The 24,951-nt window shown below is 47.7% G+C and carries 23 protein-coding genes; 5 read left to right on the top strand and 18 right to left on the bottom strand.

Going from position 1 to position 24,951, the window contains the following annotated elements; all coding sequences use genetic code 11:
• Positions 1-66: 66 nt before the first annotated feature.
• Both HNQ57_RS11175 and HNQ57_RS11170 read right to left on the bottom strand, forming a co-directional pair.
• Complete coding sequence (locus HNQ57_RS11175; RefSeq protein ID WP_184462996.1) at positions 67-3,633, bottom strand: nSTAND3 domain-containing NTPase; 3,567 nt, start codon at positions 3,631-3,633, stop codon at positions 67-69.
• A gap of 184 nt (positions 3,634-3,817) precedes the next feature.
• On the bottom strand, positions 3,818-4,471 hold the full coding sequence (locus HNQ57_RS11170; RefSeq protein WP_184462994.1) for a hypothetical protein: 654 nt from the start codon (positions 4,469-4,471) through the stop codon (positions 3,818-3,820).
• Positions 4,472-5,272: 801 nt separating this feature from the next.
• On the opposite strand from HNQ57_RS11170, the gene HNQ57_RS11165 reads away from it, so the two are divergent.
• The 4 genes from HNQ57_RS11165 to HNQ57_RS11150 all read left to right on the top strand — a co-directional run bounded on the left by HNQ57_RS11165 (position 5,273) and on the right by HNQ57_RS11150 (position 8,234).
• Positions 5,273-6,103, top strand: coding sequence for an ATP-grasp domain-containing protein (locus HNQ57_RS11165; protein ID WP_184462992.1), 831 nt, complete (start codon positions 5,273-5,275; stop codon positions 6,101-6,103).
• Positions 6,104-6,197: 94 nt separating this feature from the next.
• Entirely contained in the window at positions 6,198-6,812 is a 615-nt protein-coding gene (locus HNQ57_RS11160) for a LemA family protein (protein WP_184462990.1), read from the top strand.
• Complete coding sequence (locus HNQ57_RS11155; RefSeq protein WP_184462988.1) at positions 6,812-7,564, top strand: TPM domain-containing protein; 753 nt, start codon at positions 6,812-6,814, stop codon at positions 7,562-7,564. The genes HNQ57_RS11160 and HNQ57_RS11155 overlap by 1 nt, the downstream gene beginning before the upstream one ends.
• A 55-nt stretch (positions 7,565-7,619) precedes the next feature.
• Entirely contained in the window at positions 7,620-8,234 is a 615-nt protein-coding gene (locus HNQ57_RS11150; protein ID WP_184462986.1) for a TPM domain-containing protein, read from the top strand.
• A 6-nt stretch (positions 8,235-8,240) separates the two neighbouring features.
• Here HNQ57_RS11150 and HNQ57_RS11145 read toward each other — a convergent pair whose 3' ends face one another.
• From HNQ57_RS11145 to HNQ57_RS11135, 3 genes are all read right to left on the bottom strand, one after another.
• Positions 8,241-8,495 (bottom strand): YkgJ family cysteine cluster protein, encoded by a 255-nt coding sequence (locus HNQ57_RS11145; RefSeq protein WP_226968312.1) that lies wholly within the window; start codon positions 8,493-8,495, stop codon positions 8,241-8,243.
• Between the two features lie 100 nt (positions 8,496-8,595).
• Entirely contained in the window at positions 8,596-9,546 is a 951-nt protein-coding gene (locus HNQ57_RS11140; protein WP_226968311.1) for a DMT family transporter, read from the bottom strand.
• Positions 9,547-9,719: 173 nt separating this feature from the next.
• Positions 9,720-11,387, bottom strand: coding sequence for an MFS transporter (locus tag HNQ57_RS11135; RefSeq protein ID WP_184462984.1), 1,668 nt, complete (start codon positions 11,385-11,387; stop codon positions 9,720-9,722).
• Positions 11,388-11,688: 301 nt separating this feature from the next.
• Between HNQ57_RS11135 and HNQ57_RS11130 the strand changes: the two genes are divergently transcribed.
• Positions 11,689-12,288, top strand: coding sequence for a hypothetical protein (locus HNQ57_RS11130; RefSeq protein WP_184462982.1), 600 nt, complete (start codon positions 11,689-11,691; stop codon positions 12,286-12,288).
• 162 nt (positions 12,289-12,450) lie between these two features.
• Here HNQ57_RS11130 and glmS read toward each other — a convergent pair whose 3' ends face one another.
• The 13 genes from glmS to HNQ57_RS11065 form a co-directional block, all read right to left on the bottom strand.
• A complete protein-coding gene (gene glmS / locus HNQ57_RS11125; RefSeq protein WP_184462980.1) occupies positions 12,451-14,280 on the bottom strand; it encodes a glutamine--fructose-6-phosphate transaminase (isomerizing) in 1,830 nt (609 codons plus the stop codon).
• Between the two features lie 24 nt (positions 14,281-14,304).
• Positions 14,305-15,687 carry a bifunctional UDP-N-acetylglucosamine diphosphorylase/glucosamine-1-phosphate N-acetyltransferase GlmU gene (glmU, locus tag HNQ57_RS11120; RefSeq protein WP_221301665.1) on the bottom strand — a complete coding sequence of 461 codons (1,383 nt, stop codon included), beginning with the start codon at positions 15,685-15,687 and terminating at the stop codon, positions 14,305-14,307.
• A 116-nt stretch (positions 15,688-15,803) separates the two neighbouring features.
• Positions 15,804-16,229: a F0F1 ATP synthase subunit epsilon gene (locus HNQ57_RS11115; protein WP_184462978.1), complete on the bottom strand. Its 426-nt coding sequence runs from the start codon at positions 16,227-16,229 to the stop codon at positions 15,804-15,806.
• A gap of 38 nt (positions 16,230-16,267) precedes the next feature.
• Positions 16,268-17,665 carry a F0F1 ATP synthase subunit beta gene (gene atpD, locus HNQ57_RS11110; protein ID WP_184462976.1) on the bottom strand — a complete coding sequence of 466 codons (1,398 nt, stop codon included), beginning with the start codon at positions 17,663-17,665 and terminating at the stop codon, positions 16,268-16,270.
• 57 nt (positions 17,666-17,722) lie between these two features.
• Entirely contained in the window at positions 17,723-18,589 is an 867-nt protein-coding gene (gene atpG, locus HNQ57_RS11105) for a F0F1 ATP synthase subunit gamma (protein ID WP_184462974.1), read from the bottom strand.
• A gap of 51 nt (positions 18,590-18,640) precedes the next feature.
• On the bottom strand, positions 18,641-20,185 hold the full coding sequence (gene atpA / locus HNQ57_RS11100) for a F0F1 ATP synthase subunit alpha (protein WP_184462972.1): 1,545 nt from the start codon (positions 20,183-20,185) through the stop codon (positions 18,641-18,643).
• 31 nt (positions 20,186-20,216) lie between these two features.
• Complete coding sequence (locus tag HNQ57_RS11095; RefSeq protein ID WP_184462970.1) at positions 20,217-20,753, bottom strand: F0F1 ATP synthase subunit delta; 537 nt, start codon at positions 20,751-20,753, stop codon at positions 20,217-20,219.
• Between the two features lie 12 nt (positions 20,754-20,765).
• Positions 20,766-21,236, bottom strand: coding sequence for a F0F1 ATP synthase subunit B (locus HNQ57_RS11090; RefSeq protein WP_184462968.1), 471 nt, complete (start codon positions 21,234-21,236; stop codon positions 20,766-20,768).
• Positions 21,237-21,289: 53 nt separating this feature from the next.
• Positions 21,290-21,529 (bottom strand): F0F1 ATP synthase subunit C, encoded by a 240-nt coding sequence (atpE, locus tag HNQ57_RS11085; RefSeq protein ID WP_008253083.1) that lies wholly within the window; start codon positions 21,527-21,529, stop codon positions 21,290-21,292.
• 43 nt (positions 21,530-21,572) lie between these two features.
• On the bottom strand, positions 21,573-22,511 hold the full coding sequence (gene atpB, locus HNQ57_RS11080) for a F0F1 ATP synthase subunit A (protein WP_184462966.1): 939 nt from the start codon (positions 22,509-22,511) through the stop codon (positions 21,573-21,575).
• A 46-nt stretch (positions 22,512-22,557) separates the two neighbouring features.
• Positions 22,558-22,968 carry an ATP synthase subunit I gene (locus HNQ57_RS11075; RefSeq protein ID WP_184462964.1) on the bottom strand — a complete coding sequence of 137 codons (411 nt, stop codon included), beginning with the start codon at positions 22,966-22,968 and terminating at the stop codon, positions 22,558-22,560.
• Positions 22,969-23,213: 245 nt separating this feature from the next.
• A complete protein-coding gene (locus HNQ57_RS11070) occupies positions 23,214-24,131 on the bottom strand; it encodes a ParB/RepB/Spo0J family partition protein (RefSeq protein ID WP_184462962.1) in 918 nt (305 codons plus the stop codon).
• Positions 24,124-24,948 carry a ParA family protein gene (locus tag HNQ57_RS11065; protein WP_184462960.1) on the bottom strand — a complete coding sequence of 275 codons (825 nt, stop codon included), beginning with the start codon at positions 24,946-24,948 and terminating at the stop codon, positions 24,124-24,126. The genes HNQ57_RS11070 and HNQ57_RS11065 overlap by 8 nt, the downstream gene beginning before the upstream one ends.
• Between the last annotated feature and the right edge of the window lie 3 nt (positions 24,949-24,951).

Raw genomic sequence — 24,951 nt, 5'->3', positions numbered from 1 at the left:
TCCCTCTATTAATACAGTGTTTTCTAGACAATCTCATTGTATCAATTGTGGTGGAATCAGGCTTTTTTATTTCTCCTTAACGGGACAGCAGTGATCTAATTCAATAAAATCTCGAACCATATTTATTCTAAAATCTTCTTTCATGCCGTTTACCACGCAAAACAAAAACTGAATGTACTCAAAATTTTTACAGTTCTTTTTCATGCTGTAAATAAGAAACTCTTCCTGCCGATCAGAATAATTTTCTTCCCTGGCATCGTTGGACTTTTTAAATAGATTCACGAATATATTGTCATGCCCAACATATGATTCCTTTTCTTTCTCAAAAACGTATAAAGCGTATGCTCCTACGTCCAGCAAATAGCTTTCTCTTTTCCATAGAAATTTCATATCTGGCATGTTTGTGTAGCTTGAAGGCCAGCGCTCGCGGCTATAAATTTTATCCACAACAAGCTCCAGCATATTGCTGTTTTCAGCATAAAGAATCTCTAGTGTCTTTCCTTCATAATCAAAGTGATTATCAAAGTCGAGCATAACCAGATACGCCTCAATAACAATTTCCTTATCTGTTCCATAGAACTCCATCAGTCTTTTATTGGTTGAAGAATACGGATTGAAGATTCTATCCAGAGCGCGGACAAAACCAATTTCTTTCGTAGCTTCGTATTTATCCAGCATAATACGAGTAGCCTTACAAAAAACTGATTCGTCTACTGCGATATATTTTTCCAAGAAATCAATACTGTGAAAATACTCGCTGCTATCAAGACTTGTAATATGTGAAATTAAATCCTTTAAGCTTTCTTCGCTTATATCTCCGCCTGGTAACGCAGAATAACAGGCTAGAAGCCAGCATCTTTTCCACTTAAACTCTTTGGCGTTAATCAGCGAGAACACATCCTTTGAAGGATTATTATTCATTAATTCAGGAATAAAGATATTTGTGTTTAGCTCAAAAATATCGTCATATTCTAGGTAAATGGAAGTGAAATCGAAAAAATTAATCTTGTGTTTTTGTGAAATAACATTAAATACAATGCGCATTCCTTCGCCAATTGAATAGCTTCTATCCCTGCCAGTTAATGTATCATGTAGGATAGCGGCTTGATCTAAAAACGCACGGAACTTATCTTCATCTGCATCTTCAAAATACGCTGCTATTTCGTCAAATCTATACTTTTCGTAGTCGTGATAATCCATTTCGAGCATTTTTCTCTCCGCTCGATCTTCAAGTAGAAGATCAGAAATCCGAAAAATTTCATTATCGAAATCAGTTTTCCAGGACTCAGGATAATCGACTGAGATGGAGTCCAACCGCTCACAAATTTCTTTAACTAAAAAACAGTGTGATACATTGTTCTTATCGAATTTCGCTATGAGATACTCTTCTATAGCATGCAAATCGGCCTTTGCCATTTCTTTACCTTCATAGCCAAGCCTGCTTATATATTCTTTAATGACCTCAGATGCATAGCTGGATACGGACTCATCAAACATTAATAAGGAAAGATGCAATATCAATTTCTTCCGTATCGGGTCTAGAAACTCACCAGGGGATAATCTAAAGGTGATAATGTTTACTACGTCACCTCGCCAAATGTGCTCTCTGTGCTCCACAGGCAAGAAAGATTTGGCCACTAGAATAAAGAGCCTTGAATATAGGTAGCCATCCTTTTTGCTCATCCGTTCTATTAGTAGGTCTACCAATGTACACTGTATTGAGTAGGCATATTTCCAATCCTCAGGCTTAAACGCATAATCATCAGCGAATAGCTTGATAACTTGCCCCAATGAATCTGGAGATTTTTCCAGATAATCACAAATAAGATTCGTTGATATGTTCAATTCGCTTTCACCGACATACCGAAGCTTACAGAGAATTCTCAAAACTAAATCCTTTGTGCTACTTTTTGACTTTTCAAATGTAGCCTTTTCCCATCTATCAGAGTGCTTGGGAGTATTTTGTATAATTTCGTTTGTAAACGTTAACGCATTGGTTGGCAACGCAAACCAGAACGCGTCCAAAAAGCCTAAAATTTCATCTCTAGTGCTAGACGACAACAATTCATCGTATATTGTCGTCACTTCCTGCCTAATATCGGCAATGATTTCTCTTTGATCGAATGCTCTTATTACTGGATTGAGCGCATCCGCAATTGCACTCTTAAATCTTGGGAAGATATTTTTTACTATTGTGGAGAGGGATATTATTTTTTTTTGGAATACAGCTGAATAGAATAAATAGCTAGAAAGCACTTGGTCAGACATTCGTACCACTTCGTCCTCATACAAATCTACGATCTCTAGCTTATGGAGGTGTTGAACATAGTCCCAAAAAGCTGATCCTTGAATGCGAAATAGATCACGCACAATACTCATTTGATCTTCGTTCAATTTGTCAACTTTTCTGAACAGTGAAATTGCGCATGCCGTTAGCAGAAGACTGGGATTGCCTATGATCTCTTTGACACCATCGTTATTTCCAAAATAGTCATCATACAAGGTGGCTACATTTTGTATCGACTGTATACTTTGCTTTTCAACAGCAACTCTTGCGGCCATAATTGCCAATCTAGCATTACCGTCTGCTATATCCTGAATCCTTTGCTGATACTCAAAATTCTTTATATTGAATAACTCTTCCAGTAAGTTTTTTATCTGTTCGTTTGAGAGCTTATTTACTACCAGCTCATTTATAGATGTGACTTTATTTGCTTTCTCAATTACCGAATCAACTGCGTAATCCCTAACGGTCGCCACCATTCGGTAATTTCTAGACGCGTCGGATTCATTTATATAATGTAGCAGGTAGTCAATTCTGCTATCCAATCTGTTGGCATCGTCAATTAATATTAGGTAGTTCCCTGTTTCACTAAAATGAATTTGCAAATCTCTTACTAAATCAGCGCCTTTATCAAACACACAATATGCTTTAAGACTAGGGTCTTTTTTGCACATTTCATTCAGTAGATTTACGGAAAAAAGTGTTTTTCCAACACCTGCGCTACCGGTCACCAATAGAAATTTAGACTTTTCAAGTAGCGAACACCCATGATCTAGTAATTCGTCTTGAAAGAGCAATTTGTTATCTATTGGTGTGGTGAGGTTGTTGTTACCGTAGCGAGCCACAAAATCATCTGTCGATAGAATCTGGCCTGTATCTAATGATAATCCAAGATATTCTTCTGATAGAATTGGATAACAATTTTTTATGCCGAATGCGATTGAATCAAGACCGCACAAAGTTGGAACTATACTTAGACTTATACATTTCTGATTAAGCTGATTTATTTCGCTTGTGGTTAGCCTCCCAAGATAACAGACAATGATCTCACCGATCTGATCTATTTTTATACCCGTTTTCCCTTCATCTAGGCACTTATCAATATCGTCCGAAATCTTTTTTAATAGCCTGTCCTGTTGTACTGTATATTCCGAAAAAATGTACTTCCCGTCTTTTTGGATAAGAAGCGTGTCAGGAGTACCTTTTACCACTCTATCTGTGGTTTGCATCATTCCAATTGGATTTATATTTTCATAGCCTTTCCTGTGTAACCAGTCATCGCAAAGCCGCTGAAAAACTCCGACCTCAAGTTCAAGTAATTTACTTTTTATTTGATTTAATTTTGCCATATAAAATTCAACCAAAAAACAATAAAAGGATTTTCAAAAATTAGAAATTTGGTGTCATTAGAGTAATGACTCAACGTCTGCTTTAGATCGGGAATCAGACTTACTACGACCACCATATACCGACGCAATAACCGGCGGGAGGTACGAGCGCCCAGCGCCGCAGGCGCGAATTTAATTCGCCCTGTTATAACATTGTTAATACAATTCTTCCGAGATATTTTATAAATGAATCATACTGTTGATGATATGTAAGCATGATTAAGGCGAGCAATAATACAAATGCCCCCTCTGCTCTGGTCCCCCACTTCCAGCCTGTTCTATCATCTATATATGTTGGTATTTTGCGCATACCCTCCCAGTACAAGAAAGCTATACATAGGCTCACCTCGACCAAAAACATTACTGGATATATTGCTAGCACTAGAAATTTAACAAAGCTAGCAAAACCTTCATAATACAAAGCCGGCCCCATAATACCGATCATTAACCCAAGCCATGAAATGGCTAGAAGAGAACCAAAATTTTCCAACGCATAAATCGCTCCTTCATTATGTTTCGGCGGCTTTTCTATAGCTCCTATAATCGTACGGTGGAGAGCCGAGAAGAAAAATATTGCAATTAAAATATAGAGAAGCGTGTTAGGTGCGAAATGCTCAAAAAAAATCGATTGTCCGCTATCTTTATAATCTATTTCAATGTTTGCATATTGAATATACCAATTAAGCCACTCCACACTTTCAAAATAGCTGGCGTTGACAGTCGCGATACCAGAAGCAAACCCAATAATGATGAATGGGTATATGTTGTTTGAAATTCTTTTTAGCTGATGTTCGAACATATTTTCTTAAAAGTTATTACTGTTTTATTCAGGAGACTTGCGCCACATATCACTTTGGCACCCTTATCATAACTGGCGCGTTGGCAAGGACAAAAAAACATAGGAGGGTTCAATAAGATGACTGCATCGCTATTAGCGAGTGCCGAACAAACGACGACGACTTCCCTATATCTCTGCCAAACATTCCCTTCCCACGATCATATGCCGTTTTTTATAAATTTCAATGCGTTAATGCGTGGGTACGGCTAGTGGCAGCGACGGGTTTCCAGGCTGACTGGGCACTAATAGCTGACTTGACCCAGTATCTGGCAAAGGGGATATGAATTACTTCGGTGGTATATGGATTCTGAATCAAGTTCAGAATGACGGTACGTTGAGCGCCGAATGACGATGTGCGGCGCTCAGAATACGGCACATGCACTCAGAATAACGGGACACAGAGAGGAACGGGATATCGGGATTTGCCGTTCGCTTAGGGTAACGCCAATGTAGGCAAAACCGTTATGCCGGACTTGATGCGGCATCTGGTGGGGGGGTATGAATTACCTCGGTGGTATATGGATTCTGAATCAAGTTCAGAATGACAACACGGGGCATTCAGAATGGCGGTACATGACCTTCAGAGTAATGATGTGTGAGATTCAGAATGACGGGGTTTTCATTTTTGGCTGGCGATGTGTGACTCGCACAGTGGCTTTTTGGTCACTGCCTGTGCCAAAGCCAATAAATGCCAAGCATCAAGGCTTGACGAAAATCCATTTTGACCTTAAAAAGGCGCTCCTCATTTTTCTGTAGTCGATCATGGCTTGGATTTCATTCGATATTTTCCGCACCCTTGGCTTTAACGACACTAAGCAGTTAAAACCCGAGCAAATTTTTAAGCACCGCGAGGAGATCAGTGCCGCCGATTGGGTGTTATACCCCGAGTATTGGCAGCTCAACGCCTTGATCTATGGTCTTAAAGCGCGGGTATTCCCCAGCCAAGCCAGTTACCTGCTGGGCCACAATAAAATTGAGATGACTCGCGCCTTTGAAATGGTCGCGCCAGCGAATACCCCCCATACCGAGATTCGGGCCAATACCCCCAGTAACGCGGAGGAGTTGTGGGAGCTTATGCTGCCCCCCTTTGTTGCCAAGCTTCCCAAGGCGTCTCAGGGCAGTGGCGTTTGGTTGATAAAAAACCGCGCCGAGTGGCGCGCGTATTTGGAAAAAACCGATGTTTTGTATGTGCAGGAATACCTGCCCATTAACCGCGACATCCGCGTGGTGATAATTGGCGACACAGTAGTGAGCGCTTACTGGCGCCTACAGTCTGACCAAGGGTTTTACAATAATGTCGCCAAAGGCGGGGTGATTGAGCAAAGCGCGGTGCCCGCGCAGGCGGTGAATCTGGCGCTGCACTTAGCGCAAACGCTAGACATTGACCACGCCGGTTTTGATATTGCCATGGTTGGCGACCACCCCTATGTGTTTGAGTTTAATCGCCTGTTTGGCAATCAGGGCATTGAGGGCGGCGAGCAAAAGCTTCGCGAGGCGATCATCGATTATTTACTGCGCAAGCAGGAGCCAACGGGGCCGAACTTTCCCAAAGCGCCCGCCAGTGGCAGAAAGCGTCTGCGCCGCGTGGCGTAATACACGCGCTGCAGAGTTGGGCAAATGGTCCTCTCTGCAGGTGTGTGCCGACAGTGTTACCATGAGGGCTTGTTCGTTCCTTGAGGCCTGAATCATGCAAGCAGCTACATCGTCCTTTGCCCGCCGCAGTCACGCACTGCTTATATTGCTCTTTGCCAGCCTACTACTCAGCGGCTGTGGTATTAACAATATTCCCCGTTTAGACGAAGAGGCCAAAGCCGCTTGGGCGCAGGTAGAAAATCAGTATCAGCGCCGCGCCGATCTTATTCCCAATTTGGTTTCTACCGTGAAAGGCTTTGCCGCGCAGGAGCAGGAAACGCTCACTGCGGTGGTTGAGGCCAGAGCAAAAGCAACGTCGATGCAGGTCGATGCCAGCATTTTAGATAACCCCGAGAAACTGCAGCAGTTTGAGGCGGCCCAGGCCAAACTCAGCGGCGCGCTAAGCCGCTTGATGATGGTGCAGGAGCGCTACCCAGAGTTAAAATCCAACCAAAACTTTTTGGCGCTGCAATCTCAGCTTGAAGGCACCGAGAATCGCATTAGCGTTGCCCGCCGCGACTTTATTCTGGCGGTAGGCCGTTACAACACCGAGATTCGCACTTTTCCCGGCAAGATCTGGCACAGCATGATGTACAGCGAGCTAAAAGAGCGCGAGACCTTTAAAGCCACTGCACCCAAGGCGGAAGAAGCGCCCCAGGTTAACTTTTAATGCGCTTATTTCTAAGGCCTTTGTTACTGCCCTTGTTGATGGTAGGCAGCCTACTGTTCAGCCTGTCTGCCCTCGCCGCCGAGCCGGAATTTCCCAAGCTTAGCGGCAGGGTGGTCGACAATGCCAAGCTGCTGTCTGCCGCCACTGAGCAAGATCTGAATCGACAGTTGGCGGCGCAGGAGCAACGCACCGGCAATCAGATTGTGGTGGTTACCCTGCCCGACTTACAGGGCTACGAGATTAGCGACTACGGTTTTCAGTTGGGCCGCCACTGGGGCATTGGTCAAAAAGATACCAATAATGGCGCGCTGCTGATTATTGCGATGAAAGAACGCAAGATGCGCATTGAAGTGGGTTATGGCTTAGAAGGCTTGCTCACCGACGCCCGCAGTGCCGAGATTATTCAGCAAATTCTGACCCCCGCGTTTAAATCGGATGACTTTGACGGCGGCGTAAAAGCAGCAGTTGAAGCCATGGTGCTGATCATCGACGGCAAGCCCGCCGCGATTCCTAAAACCCAGCAAGCCAATAAAAAGTCGCCACCAAAACTTGGCGGTCTTTTACTGCTGGCCATTATATTTATGATGATGAGCGGTGGCCGAGGTGGGCGCGGATTCTTGGGTGGCGCCTTACTCGGTGCCGCATTAGGTGGTCGCGGTGGTGGCTTTGGCGGCGGCGGTGGTTTTGGAGGTGGCGGCTTCGGCGGAGGTGGCGGCGGTTTTGGCGGCGGCGGTGCATCGGGAGGCTGGTAGCAATCCCTAATCAATGTAATGCACTAAACCTCGATACCTTAATACGGAATACTTTATGTCGCTGATAAATACCCAAGAACAGCAGTTACTGATTGACGCAATACAACGTGTCGAAAACAAAACAGATGCCGAACTCGTCACCGTTTTGGCTCGGCAAGCAGACGATTACCGCTATATACCGCTGCTGTGGGCTAGCCTATTGGCTTTGCTGCTGCCGGGCGCGGTGAACTATTACCCCGAGTGGCTTAACCCCCACCAACTCATACTAAGCCAGTGGGCTTTATTTATCGGCCTTGCACTATTGTTTCAAATACCGGCCCTGCAAAGCCGCCTTGTGCCTCGCCAAGTTCGTCACTGGCGGGCAAGTAATTTGGCACGGCGGCAATTTCTGGAACAAAACCTTCACCACACCACAGGTGAAACCGGCATGTTAATTTTTGTTTCTGAAGCTGAGCGTTACGTTGAGATTTTAGTAGATCGCGGTATATCGGCAAGAATACCCGATGCCTATTGGCAGGGTATTGTTGCGCAATTTACCGAGCAAGTTCGGCGTGGCAATGTCGCTAAGGGTTTTGTGGAATGTATTGACGCCTGCGGTGTGGAATTGCAGCGCCAACTTCCCGCCACCACTACGAAAAATGAACTGCCTAACCATTTGGTAATTCTATAACACCTGTTAATTAATCACTTCGCGCTCGTTTAAACACTCATAGGAACCGGTCGCAAATTCCCGACAGATAAAGGGCCGGTTTTCATAGATAGTGCACCGCATGGTGTGACGATCCAATGCTGCACACCAGCCATCACTCAAGCGCGCCATCACTTCCCCGCCCCATTCGTCGCGCTGAATATAGCGCTCCGGCACACCGGTTTCGGTTATGAGCATCACTTCTAAACGGCAGCACGAGGCTTTGCAGGTCGAACAGCTCACCGCCTGCTCTGCACCTGCGTCAGTGGCAATAGGCTGTTCTGCGGAAAAATATTCGCTACGCTCTTTGATACAAGGCCTCTTAGGCTAGGTTAAAAATTTATTAACTCGCAATGGATTTTTTAACGCCGAGTTCCGCAAGCAAGATACCGCCCACCACCATACTCAATGCCACAAAATGATAGGCTTTAAATTCTTCCGCCAATATCACAACGGCTAACACTGAACCAAACACCGGCACCAAATTAATAAATAAATTGGCGCGATTGCCACCGATTAAGTCTACTCCGCGCATATACAAAGACTGGGCAATAAGCGAAGGGAATATCGCAATATATAAGACCACGCCAAAGCCGCGAGCGTCAGGCATTACCGCGTAACCAGCCCAATATTCGTAGCCGCTAAACGGCAGTGACGAGATAAACGCAAACAACGCTAATACCATAATCATGCTGCGCCAATGCAGTGGCGGTCTAAATCGGAGGGCAACGGTATAGCCACCATATAATAAGGTTGCTAGTAGCATTAAGGCGTCACCGCGATTCAAATCCAAACTTAACAAACTGGATAATTCGCCGTGGGCAACCGTGATTAAAACTCCCAGTAAGGTCAGCGTAAAACCCACCAACTGCAGTTTTACTGGCCGTAAACCAAACAGTATGAAATTGCCCAAAAACACAATTAGCGGCATGCCCGACTGCTCAATGGTCACGTTAATTGCACTGGTGTAATTTAAAGCCCAATAGAACAGCGCATTAAACGCTGTGAAGCCCAGCGCCGCATACAAAAATAAAGTACGCCAGTATTGACGAATTAAAGGCCACTCCCGCACCACATCCCGCCATGCCAGCGGCGCGATAAACACACAGGCAAATAGCCAGCGCAATGACGTAAGCAACATTGGTGAGACATGGCCCACAGCCAACTTACCCGCCACGGCATTACCACCCCAAAGCAGGGCAACCAAAATTAAGAGTATGAAGGGATTGCGAATCAGAGCTTTCATTGCTGACAATCTAGCGCCTTCGCTATTTTGACGATTTGCCAAATTCACAAATAAACGCCAATAAAATGTATTCTTTAACACCAATTACGCTAAAGAGGAGACTGCGGCGCTTGACCAAGACCCGGCGCCATTTAGACCGCTAGTTTAACAGCAAGATCGCCGGAATAGTCGAGAATCAACACACTCGATAAGCCGATACCACTGGCCGAGCCATGCCCTACTTAAGTGTGTATTTGCAGCGCCTCGTCGCCGCGATCTGGCGCTTCATCACGCCAGCGTACCGAGCCTGCCGGCCTGTTTAGCCAACGTGACACCTTAATAGGCTCGATCCCAATATGCATTCTGACGGCTTGGCGGTGTAATTCACTTTCTTCGACGGTGCGCCGACCGCGCAATCGCAGGTAGTCATGCCAGGTTGGGCAGCTAAAGCGTTCTAACCAGCGCTCTGGATCGGCAATATCTCGGGATATAGACCAGCCATACGCGCCGTTGCGAGAGCGTACTTGCTGCTGTTGCCGCATCAAATTATAAAAATCACGCGCCTTTTCTTCAGGTATGCGGTATTGCAGTTCAATACTAATAGGGCCACTGCGACCGCTAATACCCAATTTAACATCAGGGTCATCGGCGAGTTGTTCATCGAGTTCGGTGGATTCCGTGCGGTCGGCCACCGGCAAAAAATACCCCAGCAGCAATGACAAAACCAAACCTACAGCCGCGCCCTCTAAGGCCAATACAAGGCCATAATCTCTGGCGATAACGCCCCACAACCACGAGCCGACAGCCACGCCCAAGGTAAACGATGCACTACAAGAGGCTATCGCACGTCCCGTAACCCAGCGGGGTACCAACAACTGCACTAAAACACTAATTGAGGTGGTGATCATCATCCAGCCCATGCCCGCGACCATTAACAGAATTAGATCGAGTATTAAGCTAGGGCTATACGCTAAGCCAAGTAGGCCCCCAGCAATAAGCAAACAACAGAGACGCAAGGTATTCTCATTGCCAATTTTAGCGCGCAGGGGCTGTAGCACAAAAATGCCGCACACCGCACCAATGCCAAATGCCCCCAACAACAAGCCAAACGTACCAGCATTACCCACCAGCAGGTCTCGAGCAATAAGCGGCATGAGCGACGGTAGTGCGGCGCCCAGCAAACAAATAATAAAGGCGCGCCCCATAGCGCGACGTACTGGCTGCATATTTAATACATAGCGCAGCCCAGAATTAATTGAACGCACCAATCGCTCTGGCGGCAGACGTGATATTTCTGGTTCCCGCTTCCAGCGCCGCAAAGATTCCAGCATGGGTATAAAAGAGATCGCATTAATAGCAAATGCCGCCGTTGCGCCAAAAGCCACCACGATAAATCCACCAATTGCAGGCCCTAAGCTGCGCGCCACGTTAAAACTTATATTGTTCAGTGCCACCGCTTGAGAAAGCAGTCCTTTTGGGACTTGTTCGGCAATGGATGCTCCCCTCGCTGGCGCTGACAGGGCGCTACCGCTACCTACTAAAAAACATAAACCAAGCAATATCCAAGGAGTAATAAGCCCTAATATCGACACTAGCGTCATTAAACATGCGGCTACTAGTGACAAGAAAAAGAAAAATAGCTGTACCTTGCGTCGGTCGTAAATATCAGCAATTGCGCCTGCGGGCAGTGCGAATAAGGCCATGGGCAAGAAGGTAGCCGTCTGCACCAGGGCAACATGATCTGCAGTTGAAATACTGGTCATAATCCACGCCGCTGCAACGCTCTGAATTAAGCTGCCGGTGTTAGATACCGTATTGCTAAGCCACATATTCCGAAACAAAGCATGGCTGAGGGGCGAAAATATACCACTGTCATTTTTATTGTTGTTTTGGTCCAGCGCCGTAGCCATTGTTACCCCCCGTCGTCTATGCCGTATGAACTGCGTTTACACTGCAAATAAGCGCGAAGCTATCATACGTCAAAGCGAAGTTAATAAATGTCGCTAAGCCCTAAATTAAACTAAGCGGCCTTACCTACACGACAACTTGGCCGTATTGCTACAAAGCCGATAAGTTGTGGGACTGTGACACAATCGTCATTACTACCAACCTTTGGTTTGGTGCCACAGGCGTCATACAAAGAGCATGCTAACCAAGTATGAATAACCATAAGAACGCTATAAGTGCTTAGCTAATCCAAGGAATACAAAAATGACTAAACGATTTATGCCCTCCCTAACGCTGGGAGTGAGCATGCTTTTCAGTATTTCTGCTGCGCATGCGCAAGTACCTGCACTGGGCATGCTACCGACGGGCGCAGGCCTTAATTTTTCTAAGCTTAGCGCACTTGATTTAGGTGGGGGTTTAGCAGGGAGTTTAGCTAGCCTTGATGCATTAAATATTGTGGGATCGCAAGATTTAGTGCCGCTGGCCGGCCCTGTAACGACATTTAATAATTTGCTTCCGACCCTAAGCAATCCAGCGAAGCTTGTTCCCGGCTCACTTGGTGGCCCTGATATTCTGTTTGGCTTTGTGCCCTCATCTGAAGTGCTCTACAACAATCCAGCCGCAATTTTAAACTACATTCTAAATGGCGGAATACTCGTTTCTTCTGGTTTGAGCGCGATACCATCGCTTCCTATTATTTCTCAGCCTTTAAATAGTGGGAGCTTAGGTGGATTTGAGCTACCCGATATTAGCGGAGCCTTGCCTGCTGACGTCTTACCACTTGAGCTACTAAGTCCCAGTAGCGCGATAGATCAAGTGCTCGGGCTTGGCGCGCAATTCACCGCCATGGTCCCTGCACTTTAAGCATGACCACCTAGCGATTAATATTGCTTTGATGCAACACCATGAGCCGCTCTGCGGCTCATTCTTCCCCAATCAAATCCGCTTTTGAGGTATTACAATATTTCTCTGCGCACGGTGGCTTAAACCTTCGCAAAATATTTTACTACTTTGATAGTTTAATACTTATTCTACCGTCACCGATTTTGCCAAATTACGCGGCTGATCGACATCGGTGCCTTTCAAAATCGCAACATGATACGAAAGCAACTGCAGCGGAATGGTGTAAATAATCGGCGCAATGACGTCGCTTACATGGGGCAGCTCTATGATGTCCATGCCTTTTGCAGCGGTAAAACCTGCAGCTTTGTCGCAGAACACAAACAGTTGCCCGCCGCGTGCTTGAACTTCTTCAATATTGGATTTTAATTTTTCTAATAACACGTCGTTTGGCGCGACGGCGATCACCGGCATGTCGGCGTCTACCAGCGCTAAGGGGCCGTGTTTTAATTCACCGGCTGGGTAACTTTCTGCGTGAATATAAGATATTTCTTTGAGTTTAAGTGCACCTTCCATCGCGATCGGCCATTGCGCACCGCGACCTAAAAACAAGGCATGGTGTTTGTCGGCGAAGGCATTGGACATGGTTTGGATACTGGTATTTAAGGCCAGTGTTTCGGTGAGCAAGTCAGGAAGCTCATGTAGGGCGCTAACGATCTCGTGTTCTTCACTCTCGCTCATATCATGATGACGACCGAGGGCAACAGTTAAGAACAGCAATGCCACTAACTGCGTGGTAAATGCCTTGGTAGAGGCCACACCGATTTCTGGGCCAGCTTCGGTCATTAGGTAAAGATCGGACTCTCTAACCAAGGAACTCTGCAGCACATTGCAGACCGTGAGTGACGCGCAGTAACCGAGGGTTTTGGCCAGCCGCAATGCCGCTAAGGTGTCGGCGGTTTCGCCGGATTGCGATATGGTCACTAATAAGGTGTTTTCTAAAACTTTGAATTTGCGGTAACGAAATTCACTGGCGACTTCCACACGGCAGGGTACGCCAGCCAGCCCTTCGATCCAATATTTGGCAACCATACCAGCGTGATAGCTTGTACCACAGGCGACGATTTGTATTGATGATACGGTTTTAAGTATTTCTTCTGCCTTCGCACCCATTGCTTCAGCAAGGATTTTTTTGGCGCCTAGGCGCCCGGCAAGTGACCGTCTGATTACCGCTGGCTGCTCATATATTTCTTTGAGCATATAGTGACGATAATGGCCTTTGTCGCTGGTTTCCGCCGCTGCATCTATTTGGGTAATGTCCCGCGATACGGGTTTAAAATTACTGTCGTGTACTATGTATTTGTCGGTGTAGATCTCTGCGATATCACCCTCTTCCAAATACACAAAGCGGTCTGTCACTTGGCGCAGCGCCAATTGATCTGAGGCAATAAAATTTTCACCAATGCCCACGCCAATAACCAAAGGGCTGCCTTTGCGCGCACAGAGTAGCCGCTGGGGTTCACTTGCATGCATAACGGCCAAGCCGTAGGCGCCTTCCAGTTCAGGAATGGTGTCACAGAGCGCTGTGAGCAGATCGCCACTTTGCTGGTAGTGGAAATGCATCAAGTGCACGATAGTTTCCGTATCGGTTTGGGAAACAAACACATAGCCGAGTTTTTCTAAGCGCAGACGCAACTCTGCGTGATTTTCAATGATGCCGTTATGAACTAAGGCGATATCCCCTGATAGATGGGGGTGGGCATTCACTTCAGATGGCTTGCCGTGGGTTGCCCAGCGGGTGTGAGCAATGCCTATATGACCCAATAGCGGGCTGCTAGCGAGTTCATCTTCTAGCTGGCGGACTTTACCAACTTCTTTGCGGGTGTCAATTTCGCCGCTGGCGCTAATAACCGCCATGCCCGCAGAATCGTAGCCACGGTATTCTAGACGGTGCAAACCCTCGAGCAAAATGCCAGGAACCTCACGTTGCGCGACCGCGCCAACAATGCCACACATAGTCTGGTTTCCTTATTTTTTCATTTAATCGCGGGGAAGTTTTTCGGGCCGCTGCCACCCGCTTATATTACGTTGTTTAGACCGCGCTACCGCTAATTCACCCTCGGCAATATTGCCAGTGATGACTGAACCAGCGCCAATAGTAGCTGCTTTACCAACGCTTACCGGTGCAACTAAGGCGGTGTTAGAGCCTACGAACACATCATCAGCAATGGTGGTCTTGAATTTATTGACGCCATCATAGTTGCAGGTAATGGTGCCCGCTCCGACATTTACATCGCGACCGATTTCGGCGTCGCCAATATAACTGAGATGACTAACTTTACTGCCAAGGCCAATATTGGCTTTTTTGGTTTCAACGAAATTGCCTATTTTTACATCTGCGGCTAATACAGTGCCCGGACGTAGGCGCGCAAAAGGCCCTATACTGCAGGCTTCACCAACAACGGCGCCTTCGAGCACTGAATTGGCCTTTATCTCAGCGTTATCTGCTATTTTGGAATCGCTAATATGGCAGTTTGGGCCGATACGCACACCCTCTCCAATAGTAACCTCGCCTTCAAACACGCAGTTTATATCGATAAAAACATCATTGCCGGTGTTTAGGCTGCCGCGCACGTCTATGCGACTGGCATCGGCTAGACTGGCACCGCCGAGCATAAGTTGTTCGGCGTAGCGACGCTGGTAGAAGCGCTCGAGTTCTTCAAGTTGAACTCGGTTATTGGCGCCTTGTACTTCCATCGGCTCGCTTGCTTGGCAAACATTAATCATTACACCATCGCTGACTGCCATGGCGATGATATCGGTGAGGTAATATTCGCCTTGGGCGTTATCAGCACTGAGCTTGGGCATCCAGCGCTTTAAGGCTGTGGCCGTAACACACATAATTCCGGTGTTAACTTCCTTGATTTTAAGCTGTTCTGCGCTCGCGTCTTTTTGCTCAACGATAGCGACGACATCTGCGTTGCTATTGCGAACAATACGTCCATATCCGCTAGGGTTCGGCAATTCAACGGTGAGTAGACTAAGTTGTTCCGTTCCTAGTGACGAGGGCTCGCGAGTTATCAGCTGCTCTATAGTTGCAGAGCTGATTAAGGGCACATCGCCATAGAGAATAAGTACTTGCGACTCGTCGCTAATCGCCGGCAAAGCCTGCGCTACCGCGTGACCGGTACCTTTTTGTTCGCTTTGTAGCGCCCATTTGATATCGGTGCCCGCTAGCGACGCTTTTACCTGCTCGGCGCTATGACCGACAACAACATGGGTCTGAGTACTGACAACAGCCTTAGCCAACGCTAGCACATGGGCCAACATGCTTTTGCCCGCGATAGGGTGCAGTACTTTGGGGAGTGTTGAACGCATCCGGCTACCTTGCCCGGCGGCCAATATCACCACTTCTAATGTCATTATTTAGCCCTTATCCCAGCACGGTATGCGGTTCATGTTTTATTGTAGCCGGAAATAGTAACGGAAACGAAAAAGGGCGGCCAGAGCCGCCCTTTCCTTAATACAGCAGAGCTGTATTATTTACTCAGTGATTTCCGGATTTGTTGCAATGTCCGAAGCTGAGCGGTTGCTGCCGCTAACTGCGCTGCTGCTCTTGAGTAGTCGATATCGCCACTCTGATTCAGCATCGCTTGCTGAGCGTGTTTCTGTGCTTCCATTGCCGCAGCCTCGTCGAGGTCGCCTGCGCGGATCGCGGTGTCGGCCAGAATACTCACCACATTGGGCTGTACTTCTAGAAAACCACCAGAAACGTAAAAAATCAGCTCTTCGCCGTTGTCCTGCACGATTCGTACTGGGCCGGGCTCAAGCGATGTCAGCAACGGCGCGTGACCATAAGTCACACCCAGGTCGCCCTGGGTACCGTTTGCAACGATCAGCTTCGCGCGACCAGAAAACAACTCTGCTTCAGCACTAACGATGTCACAATGAATAGTCATAGCCATATTTTAGCCTCTCAGGCGTAAAGCTCGCTTGCGCGAGCTTACAGTTTAGCCGCTTTCTCGATTGCTTCTTCGATGGTGCCAACCATGTAGAAAGCCTGCTCTGGCAGATGATCGTAGTCACCGTTCAGAATACCGCTAAAGCCAGCAATGGTGTCTTTCAGAGACACGTACTTACCTGGGCTACCGGTGAAGATTTCAGCAACATGGAAAGGCTGTGACAAGAAACGTTCGATCTTACGAGCACGCTCAACAGTCGTTTTGTCTTCTTCTGACAATTCGTCCATACCGAGAATGGCGATAATATCTTTCAGTTCTTTGTAACGCTGCAATACGTTCTGTACGCCGCGAGCCACTTCGTAGTGCTCAACACCGATGATCAGCGGATCCAACTGACGTGACGTTGAGTCCAGTGGATCTACCGCTGGGTAAATACCCTTAGCAGCGATGTCACGGCTCAGTACAACAGTTGAGTCTAAGTGAGCAAAGGTGGTTGCTGGCGATGGGTCAGTCAAGTCATCCGCCGGTACGTATACCGCCTGGATAGAAGTGATGGAGCCAGTCTTAGTAGAGGTGATACGTTCCTGAAGAACACCCATCTCTTCTGCCAGTGTTGGCTGGTAACCTACCGCTGAAGGCATACGGCCCAACAGTGCAGATACTTCGGTACCGGCCAAGGTGTAACGATAGATGTTGTCAACGAACAACAGTACGTCACGGCCTTCGTCACGGAATTTTTCAGCCATGGTCAAACCAGTCAATGCAACGCGCAAACGGTTGCCCGGTGGCTCGTTCATCTGACCGTAAACCATGGCCACTTTAGATTTGCTGAAGTCTTGAACGTTTACAACGCCCGCTTCCTGCATCTCGTGGTAGAAGTCGTTACCTTCACGAGTACGCTCACCAACACCGGCGAATACAGACAAACCGCTGTGTTCGGTTGCGATGTTGTTGATCAATTCCATCATGTTTACGGTTTTACCAACACCGGCACCACCGAACAGACCAACTTTACCACCCCGGGCGAACGGGCAAACCAAGTCGATAACCTTGATACCGGTTTCGAGCAGGTCATTAGAAGACGCTAAGTCTTCGTAAGCAGGTGCTTTACGGTGAATAGGCATACGCTCTTTTTCGCCGATAGGGCCACATTCGTCGATGGGATTACCAAGAACGTCCATGATCCGACCCAGGGTTTCAATGCCCACGGGTACACGAATCTTGTCGTTAGTGTTGCTAACGTCTAGACCACGACGCAATCCTTCAGAAGAACCGAGGGCGATGGTGCGAACTACGCCGTCTCCTAATTGCTGTTGTACTTCCAGGGTTAGACCGCTGTCAGTAACCAACAGTGCATCATAGACCTGTGGTACCGCATCGCGTGGAAATTCCACGTCGATAACGGCGCCGATAACTTGTACGATACGTCCGCTACTCATGTCCGGTTCCTCTTCAAAACCTTAAATAATCAAATTCTGTTTCAGTGGTGAAAATACTTACGACGATACCGCCGCTGCACCACTCACGATTTCTGACAGTTCCTGGGTAATCGCTGCCTGACGTGCTTTGTTATAAACCAGCTGCAGACCGTCGATAATATCGCCGGCATTGTCAGTCGCGTTCTTCATCGCGATCATTCTTGCTGCTTGTTCACAGGCACCGTTCTCAACCACTGTCTGGTAAACCTGTGACTCAACATAGCGAGTCAGTAAGCCTTCCAGTAATTCTTCAGGGCTGGGTTCGTAAATATAATCCCAGTGATGCTTTAAACTGTCGTCTTGCTCTGCTTCCAGAGGCAGTAACTGGCTTACAAATGGGCTCTGAGTCATAGTGTTCACGAACTCATTACCAACCAGATACAGGCGGTCGATATTGCCTTCGGCGTAAGCGTCGAGCATAGTTTTTACACTGCCAATCAAATCAGCAACGCTGGGTGCCTCACCCATGTCCTTTGCCGCGGCAACGACATTGCCGCCATGGCTCTTGAAAAATGCGCCGGCCTTGTTGCCGATTAAGCATAAATCAATTTCCACGTTCTGCTCAGACCAGCCTTTCATCGCCTTGATCGCTTTTTTGAACACATTGGTGTTCAAGCCGCCACACAGGCCACGGTCTGAAGAAACAATGACAAAACCGACGCGCTTAACTTCCCGCTCAGTCATATACTGATGACGGTACTCTGGATTAGCATTGGCGATATGACCCACCACCGCGCGCATGCGCCGTGCGTAGGGTTTACCCAATTCCATGCGATCTTGAGCTCTACGCATTTTACTCGCCGCAACCATTTCCATGGCGCTAGTGATTTTTTGCGTGCTCTTGATGCTGGATATCTGGGTGCGTATCTCTTTTGCACCTGCCATGATTCAACAATCCTCAAGCAGAAAAGCTGCGCTTGTGCGCAGCTTAACGTCTTACCAAGTCTGAGTTGCCTTGAACTTTTCAACGAGTTCTTTGAACTTGCCTTCCAGTTCTGCGTTCCAGTTACCGCTGTCGTTGATTTCTTTCATTACCGCAGCGTATTCGGCGTTGGCGAAAGATAAAATTGCTGATTCAAAATCGAGAATCTTGGCAACGTCAACGTTTTTCAGATGACCTTCGTTAGCGCAGTACAACGATAGGCCCATTTCAGCAATGCTGAGGGGGCTGTACTGTTTCTGCTTCATCAGTTCGGTAACGCGCTCACCTTGTGAAAGCTGAGCTTTAGTCGCTTCATCAAGATCAGATGCGAACTGCGAGAACGCCGCCAATTCACGGTACTGAGCCAATGCGGTACGAATACCACCAGACAATTTCTTGATGATCTTGGTCTGCGCCGCACCACCAACCCGCGATACCGAAATACCGGCGTTCATCGCTGGGCGTATACCTGAGTTGAACATATCTGTTTCAACAAAGATCTGACCGTCGGTGATGGAGATAACGTTGGTCGGTACGAAAGCCGATACGTCACCTGCTTGGGTTTCGATAACAGGCAGAGCTGTTAATGAACCTGTTTTACCTTTCACTTCACCGTTGGTGAATTTCTCAACGTAATCTTCTGAAACACGGGCCGCGCGCTCAAGCAGACGAGAGTGGAGGTAGAATACGTCGCCGGGGTAAGCTTCACGACCCGGTGGACGACGCAACAACAGGGAGATTTGACGGTAGGCCCAAGCCTGCTTGGTCAAGTCATCATAAATAATCAGTGCGTCTTCGCCGCGATCACGGTAGTACTCACCAATAGTACAGCCAGTGAAAGGAGCAATGAACTGCATAGATGCTGGATCAGATGCGGTAGCAGCAACAACCACGGTGTGGTCCATTGCACCGTGCTCTTCTAATTTACGCACTACGGCGGCAATAGAAGACGCTTTCTGACCGATTGCTACGTACACACATTTAATACCAGAAGACTTCTGGTTAATGATGGCGTCGATTGCAATTGCGGTTTTACCGATCTGGCGGTCACCGATAATCAGTTCGCGCTGACCGCGACCGATTGGCACCATGGCATCAACGGCTTTAAGGCCGATCTGCACAGGCTGGTCTACCGACTTACGCCAAATTACACCGGGAGCAACTTTTTCAATCGCGTCAGTTAATTTTGCGTTGATAGGGCCTTTACCGTCGATCGGGTTACCCAGTGCGTCTACAACGCGGCCAAGCAATTCCGGACCAACCGGTACTTCTAATATACGACCAGTACATTTACAGGTCTGGCCTTCGGCGATACCAAGGTAGTCGCCCAAAACCACGGCGCCGACCGAATCGCGCTCAAGGTTAAGTGCCATACCAAAACGGCCACCTTCAAACTCGATCATTTCGCCGTACATCACATCGGTTAAACCGTGGATGCGTACGATACCGTCAGATACCGATACTACCGTGCCCTCGTTCTGGGCCTGGGCAGACACATCTAAATTGTCGATGCGCTGTTTGATAATATCGCTAATCTCGGATGGATTCAGTTGCTGCATGCTCTGTTCCTCAATCCTATTCTTTAAACGCTCAGGAATTTAATGCTTCAGCGAGTTTCGCTAAGCGACCGCGCACCGAGCCATCTATCACCAAGTCACCTGCTTTAATCACCACGCCGCCTATTAACTGGGCATCTACATGGGAGTGAACATTCACTTGGCGAGCCAATTTCTTAGTCAAAACTTCGGCAAGACGCTGCTCAGAGGCTGTGTCCAAGGCAAACGCGGTGGCGATTTCGACATCCACAGTTTTCTCTTGAATCGCCTTCTGCGCTTCAAACAATTCACTGATTGTTGGAAGCAGGCTCAGTCGCTTGTTCTCTGCGAGTATCTTGATGAAATTTTCGCCGCCAGCATTAAATGTATCGCCGCAGATATCGATAAATGCCTGCGCCTGCTGAGCGGTTGTCAGTGCAGGGGAGCCCAGAACTTTCTGAACGCCCGCTTGCTGAGCAACTGCTGCTGCGGTATTCAGCATTTTTGACCATTCGGCCAATGCTGAAGCTGCCAAAGCATGCTCGAAAGCTGCCTTGGCATAGGGTCTAGCTGTTGTGCTTAATTCCGCCATGATCAACTCCGCTTACAGGCTTGCTGCCAGCTTGTCGACCATGTCTTTATGAACAGACTCATCGATAGATGCTTCCAGCACTTTGCTCGCGCCTACCAAGGCCAATTTAGCAACCTGTGAGCGCAGTTGTTCTTTGGCGCGGTTCACATCTTGCTCAATCTGGGCTTCGGCGGCTGCTTTCAGGCGTTCGCCTTCAACACGTGCCACGTCTTTAGCTTCTTCAACGATTTGGCTAGCGCGCTTATTAGCAGCATCAATAATAGCTGCTGCTTCGCCTTTCGCTTCGCGCAGTTGCTTGGCGGCTTTTTCTTGAGCTAACTCAAGATCACGGCCAGCGCGGTCTGCGGCATCCAAACCATCAGCGATTTGCTTTTCACGCTCTTCCATTGCTTTGCGAAGGTAACTCCACACAAATGCGTGGCAGAACCATACAAAGAACAGAAAGCTGATCGATTGTCCAATCAGTGTGAGATTAATATTCACGCCGATACCTCTGCTGTATGAATTTGCTGTCTATGTTTTGTCGTAGCGAGCAATTAAGCAGGCAGACCAGGAACAACAACAAACAGGACGTACATCGCGATACCAACACCAATCATAGGTACTGCGTCGAGCAGACCAGCGATCAGGAACATTTTACCTTGTAGCATTGGTGCCAATTCTGGCTGGCGAGCTGAACCTTCAAGCAATTTTCCGCCGAGGATAGCGAAGCCAATGGCCGTACCCAGTGCGCCAAAACCAATCATCAAAGCAACAGCGATCAGTGCTAAACCCATGGTAGTTCTCCTACTTTCAACTTTAAGTTAATAAAAATGGTAATCAGTGAAACTGGTCTTCTTCTTCAATTTGATGTGCCGTTGCCATATAAACAATGGTTAACACCATGAAGACGAATGCTTGTAGGGTGATTACAAGGATGTGGAATACTGCCCACGCCCACTGCAACACACCTGCAAATATACCTAGTACTAAACCCGCACCAAACATAGTCGCAATAAGGATAAAGATCATCTCACCGGCGTACATGTTACCGAACAGTCGCAGGCCCAATGAAATTGGTTTTGAGATCCAAGAAATTGCTTCTAGTGCAAAGTTAATTGGCACTAATAATATATTGACGTACCACTTGGGGCTATGGAAAGGATGCAGGGTAAGCTCCTTTACAAATCCCATAAAGCCTTTTTTGACAATAGTGAAGTACACCATCAGTCCAAATACTGTAAAGCCCATACCCAAGGTCACATTCGGGTCGGTGGTCGGCACAACTTTAAAGAAGAAATGCGGATTGCCGGTTGCCCAAGCCATAAAGGCGGGAATCCAGTCGACTGGCACCAAATCCATGGCATTCATCAGAATAATCCACATGAAAATAGTTAGTGCCATTGGTGCGATCATGGCATTTTTATGATGGAAACCGTCTTTAACGGTTTGATCAATAAAGCCAATAATCATTTCAAGCAAGTTTTGAGCGCCGCGCGGTACACCGCTGTGGGCACGCTTCGCGATCCGGGCAAAAATCAGCAAGAATAAAAAGCCAAGCCCAATTGACCACAACATGGAGTCAACATGGATTGCCATGAAACCCATATCTGAAGCTTCGGCGCCGCTGTGGGCCAAGGTCCAGGTGTCAGTCGTTAAAACTTCGTGTACATGACCGGTGTCATCTAAACGCTCGTAACCGGCGGGAAGTTTACCGTAGGTTAGGTTAGTAAGATGGTGCTGGATATAACCAACGGTAGACTGTGATTCAGCTGCCATGTGTCTCTCTCGTAAATGTTAACGCGTTGAGCTAATCCGACGTTTTCTATATACCGCGCTTAAGCGTGGCAAGTAGTACGGCGTTCAGCAGCATAACGATTAGATATGCCAAAAATAAGACAAACACCTGCAAAGGTTTTACAAATACAAATGCGCTAGCAAACAACCCCAGTGTCGTTATAAATTTCCCCGATTCACCCCGGTAAAAACCCTGGGCTACTTGGCGTGCGTAAGCCGCGCCGGTAAATCGGAATACCTGACGCGCAAAATACGCATTGGGTATCACGGAAATCATTCCCCCAATTGCTATCGAATAGGCCGCGACCATATCCAGGGGTAGTGCTGTAACACTGGCCAAAAGCACAACTGCAATTTGTAAGCCGTATATCTTCAGCAGCGGTGGTCTGGCAATTTGATGAGCAGTGCGCGGGGTTTTCCGCTGTCGATCTGCTGTCATATAGCCACCACTTCTGCCCAAAATAGGCTGATTTTATGCCTGCTCTGCTTGTCCAAAAAGCGGGGCGAATTATATGGGCTATATGGTTAATGTTCAACCGATTTCAGCGCTTATGGTACTAAAGTCATATATTCACGAAATCTATTTTAACTACTAAAATCAAGAATTTATCTTCTAATGCCCACGGCGCACTATAAAAACACACTACATAATGTAGGACCCTGTACCCACAAGCACAAAATACGCTATTTAATATGGTTTAGAATGCCGTCTAGCTCGTCGAGGCTGCTGTATTTAATACTCAGGGTTCCCCGACCTTTGGCACTGTGCTGAATTGCCACTGGCGAACCCAAGCGCTCTGACAAGCTTTCTTGCAATTGCTTGATGTCGGGGTCCAATGATTTTTGTGGCTTGCTGCTGGTTTTTTCTTCAACAAGGCGGCGGACCAATGCCTCGGTTTGTCTTACTGACAGCCCGCGGCTGACTACCGTCGATGCGGCAGCGGATTGCTCTTCTTGAGGCAAACCTAAAAGCGCACGCCCGTGGCCCATTTCAATATCGCCGTTTTCCAATAAGGTCTGCACTTCTTCGCGAAGGCCAGTTAAGCGCAACAAATTGGTGATAGTGGTCCGAGATTTCCCGACTAATTGCGCTATTTCGGCGTGAGTTAGCTCAAATTCTTTCTGCAGACGCACCATGGCCAAAGCTTCTTCCATGGGATTTAAGTCTTCGCGCTGGAGGTTTTCTATCAGGGCCATCGCCGCTGCAGACTCGTCGGGGACCTCGCGAATAAGCGCAGGAACAGTATCTAGGCCCGCTAATTGGCAGGCCCGCCAGCGGCGTTCACCGGCAATAATTTCGTAGCGGCCTCCTTCGATAGGGCGAACCACAATGGGCTGCATAATCCCTTGCGAACGAATAGAGCTCGCCAACTCCTCTAAGGCTTCGGGCTGCATGTCCCGGCGCGGCTGATAGCGGCCGCGCTGCATAAACTCAATTGGCAAATTGCGTAAACTACCGTCAAGGGCTATTGGCGTGTCGGATTCAACCGCCGCTATGGCGGGTTTTTCGTCGTTATTTTGTTTTGGCTGAATACTTACCGGTGTCGCTGCTTCACCCAATAGGGCATCCAAGCCACGACCCAAACCTCGTTTTTTAACCATGACTATGTCCAAGCTGTTCGTTTGCACTTAAATCGCTGGAGACTTCTGTTGTTTTACCCGCGCGCCGTAACATTTCGCCGGCCAAGGCCAAATACGCCAAGGAGCCTTTAGATTGCTTATCGTAAAATAAAATAGGCAGACCATGACTCGGCGCTTCAGCCAAGCGAACATTACGTGGAATGACGGTGCTATACAATTTTTCACCAAAATGCCGCCGCAACTCGTCGGTCACCTGATTGGTTAGGCTGTTACGACCGTCGAACATCGTGCGCAGAATACCTTCAATTTCCAATTTGGGGTTAATCAGCTGCTTTACCCGATTGATGGTGGTAATCAGCGCACTCAAACCTTCCAATGCATAGTATTCGCACTGCATTGGGATAATGACCCCAGTTGCGCCTGCCAAGGCGTTGATTGTGAGCATATTCAGCGATGGCGGGCAGTCGATAAGAATATAATCGTAATCACCTAGTATTGGCGCCAGCGCTTCGCGCAAGCGAAACTCGCGACCAATTTCATTCAATAATTCTACTTCGGCAGCGGTGAGATCCTGATTCGCTGGCAAGACCATAAAGCCGCAGTCCGGCGCCGCAACGACGGTATCAGCAATGCTGCGCCCCGCCACCAAAACATCGTAAACAGAATGGGCTAACTCGGCCTTGTTAATACCACAACCCATGGTAGCGTTACCTTGGGGGTCGAGGTCGATTAATAATATCTTACGCTTGGTCGCCGCCAGAGAGGCAGCCAAATTCACCGTGGTAGTGGTTTTGCCGACGCCACCTTTCTGGTTGGTGATTGCATATACCTTGGCCACGGA

The organism is Zhongshania antarctica, from assembly GCF_014202945.1.
Lineage (GTDB): Bacteria > Pseudomonadota > Gammaproteobacteria > Pseudomonadales > Spongiibacteraceae > Spongiibacter > Spongiibacter antarcticus.
Note: the sequence above shows the minus strand (reverse complement) of the source record. Positions and strands in the feature narration are given on the sequence as shown.